This window comes from Rhizobacter sp. P1_G5 (assembly GCF_056405435.1).
This window is the reverse complement of sequence record NZ_JBFUCB010000676.1, coordinates 1-4602: the sequence shown is the minus strand read 5'-3', so window position 1 is coordinate 4602 and position 4602 is coordinate 1. Positions and strand designations below refer to the sequence as shown.

The window sequence follows — 4602 nt, the reverse complement described above, 5'->3', positions numbered from 1 at the left end:
GAGCTGGGTGCTGATGAAGCTCGGCTGGATCGACCGGTATGTCGATTTCCTCGGCGACCCGTGGAACGCGCGCTTCTCGACGATCGTCGCCAACGTGTGGCGCGGGGTGCCCTTCGTCGCGATCTCGCTGCTGGCAGGGCTGCAGACGATCTCGCCGTCGTACTACGAGGCCTCGGCGATCGACGGCGCAACGCCGTGGCAGCAGTTCCGGCACGTCACGCTGCCGCTGCTGTCGCCGATCATCGCGGTGGTGATGACCTTCTCGGTGCTGTTCACCTTCACCGACTTCCAGCTGATCTACGTGCTGACGCGCGGCGGCCCGCTGAACGCGACGCACCTGATGGCGACCCTCGCGTTCCAGCGCGCGATTCCCGGCGGGGCGCTGGGCGAGGGCGCGGCGCTGGCGACGCTGATGGTGCCGTTCCTGCTGGCGGCCATCATGTTCAGCTACTTCGGGCTGCAGCGCCGGGCCTGGCAGCAGGGCGGTGACAAATGAAGACGCAGGACAAGCCCGATTCGCAGGGCATGGACTACCTGCAGACGCTGCCGCGGCGCTGGGTGACGGTCTACATCCCGCTCGGCATCTTCGTGTTCGTGCTGCTGTTCCCGTTCTACTGGATGGTGGTGACCTCGTTCAAGCCGAACGAGGAGTTGCTGGCGCGCACCGGCAACCCGTTCTGGATCATCAAGCCGACGTTTGCGCATTTCCACAAGCTGCTGTTCGAGACGGCGTATCCGGAGTGGCTGTGGAACACGGTGCTGGTGTCGGTGACGTCGACGATCCTGTCGCTGGTGGCTTCGGTGCTCGCGGCGTACGCGATCGAGCGGCTGAGGTTCCAGGGTGCGAAGCCGGCGGGGGCGGCGATCTTTCTGGCCTACCTGGTGCCGCCGTCGATCCTGTTCATCCCGCTGGCGGCGATCATTTTTCAGCTCGGGCTGTTCGACACCCGGATGGCGCTGATCCTGTCGTACCCGACCTTCCTGATCCCGTTCAGCACCTGGCTGCTGATGGGCTATTTCCGCTCGATCCCGTATGAGCTGGAGGAATGCGCGCTGATCGATGGCGCGAGCCGCTGGCAGATCCTGATCAAGATCGTGCTGCCGCTGGCAGTACCGGGGCTGATCTCGGCCGGCATCTTCGCGTTCACGCTGTCGTGGAACGAGTTCATCTACGCGCTGACCTTCATCTCGTCGTCGGAGATGAAGACGGTGCCGGTGGGGGTGATCACGGAGTTGGTGGAAGGGGATGTGTACCACTGGGGCTCGCTGATGGCGGGGGCGTTGCTCGGGTCGCTGCCTGTCGCCTTCATCTACTCGTTCTTCGTCGAGCACTATGTGTCGGGGATGACCGGTTCGGTGAAGGAGTAGCTGCTGGGCTGTTCCTCACCCGCCGCGCAACACCGCCCACTCTTGTTGGGGGAAAAGACTGAAGTGACCGACGAGCATGCGAGCGTTGGCGCGCTTCGTCGGTCACTTCAGTGGTGGGGAGGCTGTGGAGCGCCAATCAGGACGGGGCGATGACCGCACCGGCCGGCGAGCCACAGCCTCCCCACCCGCGCCTTTGCCCGCACAAGCACAAAACGACGAACAAGAATATGATCAGTGTCATATTAACAAGCCCGGCAGGCAGACACCGATGGCACGCCACGCCAACACCCGGAAGGAAGAAACCCATGAGCGCATCGTCGAGGCCGCCGCCCGCGCGATCCGCCGCCATGGCTACGCCGGCCTCGGCGTCGCCGACGTGATGAAGGACGCCGGGCTCACACACGGCGGCTTCTATGCGCACTTCGAATCGCGCGATGCACTGCTCGTCGAAGCGCTCGAACACGCCGGCCGCGAGAGCGCCGACAACGTCGCACGGTCTACCGCGCAACGCGCCGCCCGAGGCGTCAGCCCGTTCCGCGCCCTCGTCGATGCCTACCTCGCCGATCGCCACCTCGTGTCGATGGACAGCGGCTGCCCGGTCGCCGCGCTCGGCTCCGACATGCCGCGCCAGTCCGAGCTCGTGCGCGAGGCCTCCGCGCAGCGCGTGCGCCGCCTCGTCGATCGCGTGACGACTGCCTTGCCCGAGACGCACCGCGCCGCCGCCGGCGTCATCACCGGCACGCTGGTCGGCTCGCTGCAACTGGCCCGTGCGCTCGGCAACACCACCGAAGGCCGTGCCCTGTTGTCGGGCTCACGCCAAGCCCTGCTGCTGCAGTACGACACCGCAACACCTTCCGAGCAAGCCCCATGAGCATCGCCACCCCCGTCGTTGTCGAACCACCCGCCCCGCGCACCTCCCCGTGGCCCGTCTTCTGGGTCGCGAGCGTCGCCGCCTTCCTGGTGTCGCTCGACAGCACGATGCTGTACGCCGCCTTCGGCGCGCTGCGTGCCGGCTTTCCGCAGGCCACGGCCGCCGACATGTCGTGGGTGCTCAACGCCTACACCGTCGTCTACGCCGCAATGCTGATCCCCGCCGGCGGGCTCGCCGACACGCACGGCCGCAAGCGGGTCTTCCTGTTCGGCGTCACCGTGTTCATCGCCGCCTCCGCCGCCTGCGGCCTCGCCGGCAGCGTCGGCTGGCTGATCGCCGCGCGCGTGCTGCAGGCCGTCGGCGCGGCCCTGCTGACGCCGGCCTCGCTGTCGATCGTGCTCAATGCCTTCCCGCAGGAGAAACGAGCGCTCACCGTGAGCCTGTGGGGCGCGGTCGCCGGCTTCGCGGCCGCCGTCGGCCCGAGCCTCGGCTCGCTCGTCGTCGAGACCGTCGGCTGGCCCTGGGCCTTCTTCATCAACCTGCCGATCGGCGCGCTGTCGCTGTGGCGCGGCGCCGCGCTGCTCGGCGAATCCCCGCGCTCGGCCACGCCGCGCAAGGTCGATGCGGTCGGCATGGCGCTGCTGATCGTCGCGGTCGGTGCCATCGCGCTGGCCATCGTCGAATCCGAATCGCCGGCCTGGACGCGCGCGCAGCTGCTCGCCGCCGGCAGCACCGGCGTGATCGCCCTCGTCGCGTTCGTCATCTGGGCCGGCCGGGTGCGCGATCCGCTGGTCGACCTCGGCCTGTTCCGCCACCGCACCTACAGCGCCGTCAACGCCGCCACGCTCGCCTTCGGCATCGCGTTCGCGATGATGTTCTTCACGTTCTTCTTCTACATGAGCAACGTGTGGCACTACAGCCAGGCACTGGCCGGCATCGCGATCGCACCGGGCCCGCTCACCGTGATCCCGGTCGCCATCGTCACCGGCCGCCTCGCCGGGCGCCTCGGCCACCGGCCCTTCCTGGTCGGCGGCGCCCTGCTCTATGCCGTCGCCGGCCTCTGGTTCATGACGATGCCCGGCCTCGAACCCGCCTACCTGACGCACTGGCTGCCCGGCCTGCTGCTGAGCGGCACCAGCGTCGGCATGGTGCTGCCGTCGCTGTCGGGGGCGGCGGTCAGCAAGCTGCCGGCACAGCACTATGCGGTCGGCAGCGCCGTCAACCAGGCCACGCGCCAGATCGGCGCCGTGATCGGCGTCGCGATCACGGTGCTGCTGCTCGGCCACGGCGTCGTGCAGCGCAGCGATTTCAACGCGGTCTACGGGCTGCACATCGGCCTCGCGCTGCTGACGGCCTTCCTCTGCCTTTTCGTCAACACCCGGCCGGCACCGCGGCCGTCCTGAAGCGGCGTGAGCCGAACGGCATCAGCCGTTCGCGCGTTGCTCCGCTATCGCCGCCACGAACTCGACGAACGCGCGCAGCCGGCCGGCATTCCGCAGGTCCTGGTGGTAGCCCATCCAGACCTCACGGCCGGGCGGCGGCTCGGCCCGCGTGATGCGGCGCAGCCCGGGCATCCCCTCGGCCAGCGCGCACGGCAGCACCGCCACGCCGGCACCGGCCGCGCACAGGCGCGCCTGCGCTTCGCGGCTGTTGCTGCCGAACGCCGTGCGCGCCTCGGGGAAGCTGCGCTTGAGCCACGCCACGTCGGGCATGTCGTCGAAGGCGCTGTCCATCGTCACCAGCCGCAGGCCCTGGCCGCGCCGCGGCAGCAGGCCCCGGCGGGTGCTCGCGACGTACAGGCCGTAGTCGAGGTGCATGAAGCGCCGCTGCACGACCTCGGGCTCACTGAACGGGGCGATGCGGAACACCAGGTCGGCCTCGCGCCGCGCCAGGCTGAACAGCCGGCTGTCGGTGATCAGCTCGATCGTCACCTGCGGGTGCTGGTCCATGAACGCGGCGCACCACGGCGCGAGCAGGTGCACGCCGAACCAGTCCGACGACGAGATCCGCAGCAGGCCGCTCAACGCCACCTGGCCGTCGGCGAGGCGGCGCTCGATCGCCAGCGCTTCCTCCTCGATGCGCTGCGCATGCTGCAGCACCGACTGCCCTTCCTCGGTCAGCACGAAGCCGGCGCTGCCGCGCTGGAACAGCCGCTGGCCGAGCGACTCCTCGAGCGCGCGCAGGCGCCGCCCCATCGTCGGCTGCGTCTGGCCGATGCGCCGCGCGGCACCGCCGAGCGAGCCCTCGCGCGCGACCGCGAGGAACACCTTCACGTCGCTCCACTCCATGTCGTCCTTCACTCCCCTTCCAGCCCACACCACCGCCGCCTTCGTCGAAGCGGATCGGCGCGCGCTGCTGCAGGT

Annotated in this window: 5 protein-coding genes; 4 read left to right on the top strand and 1 reads right to left on the bottom strand. The window is 69.3% G+C overall.

The window, feature by feature from the left end; genetic code table 11:
- From AC1D12_RS29290 to AC1D12_RS29275, 4 genes are all read left to right on the top strand, one after another.
- Positions 1 to 496 (top strand): carbohydrate ABC transporter permease (locus tag AC1D12_RS29290; RefSeq protein ID WP_477844686.1); only part of this gene is annotated, 496 nt, incomplete at its 5' end.
- Positions 493 to 1368, top strand: a complete 876-nt coding sequence (locus tag AC1D12_RS29285; RefSeq protein WP_047504495.1) for a carbohydrate ABC transporter permease — start codon at positions 493 to 495, stop codon at positions 1366 to 1368. The genes AC1D12_RS29290 and AC1D12_RS29285, both read left to right, overlap by 4 nt.
- A 268-nt stretch (positions 1369 to 1636) precedes the next feature.
- Complete coding sequence (locus tag AC1D12_RS29280; protein ID WP_477828405.1) at positions 1637 to 2239, top strand: TetR/AcrR family transcriptional regulator; 603 nt, start codon at positions 1637 to 1639, stop codon at positions 2237 to 2239.
- Complete coding sequence (locus AC1D12_RS29275; RefSeq protein WP_047505910.1) at positions 2236 to 3642, top strand: DHA2 family efflux MFS transporter permease subunit; 1407 nt, start codon at positions 2236 to 2238, stop codon at positions 3640 to 3642. The genes AC1D12_RS29280 and AC1D12_RS29275 overlap by 4 nt, the downstream gene beginning before the upstream one ends.
- Positions 3643 to 3663: 21 nt before the next feature.
- On the opposite strand, the gene AC1D12_RS29270 is transcribed toward AC1D12_RS29275, so the two are convergent.
- Positions 3664 to 4527, bottom strand: coding sequence for a LysR family transcriptional regulator (locus AC1D12_RS29270; protein ID WP_477844688.1), 864 nt, complete (start codon positions 4525 to 4527; stop codon positions 3664 to 3666).
- Positions 4528 to 4602: the final 75 nt, after the last annotated feature.

What these genes read in the sequence shown, in the direction of transcription:
- AC1D12_RS29270 (WP_477844688.1), bottom strand. Translation starts at nt 4,527, where the DNA reads ATGGAGTGGAGCGACGTGAAGGTGTTCCTCGCGGTCGCGCGCGAGGGC.
- AC1D12_RS29285 (WP_047504495.1), top strand. Translation starts at nt 493, where the DNA reads ATGAAGACGCAGGACAAGCCCGATTCGCAGGGCATGGACTACCTGCAG.
- AC1D12_RS29275 (WP_047505910.1), top strand. Translation starts at nt 2,236, where the DNA reads ATGAGCATCGCCACCCCCGTCGTTGTCGAACCACCCGCCCCGCGCACC.
- AC1D12_RS29280 (WP_477828405.1), top strand. Translation starts at nt 1,637, where the DNA reads ATGGCACGCCACGCCAACACCCGGAAGGAAGAAACCCATGAGCGCATC.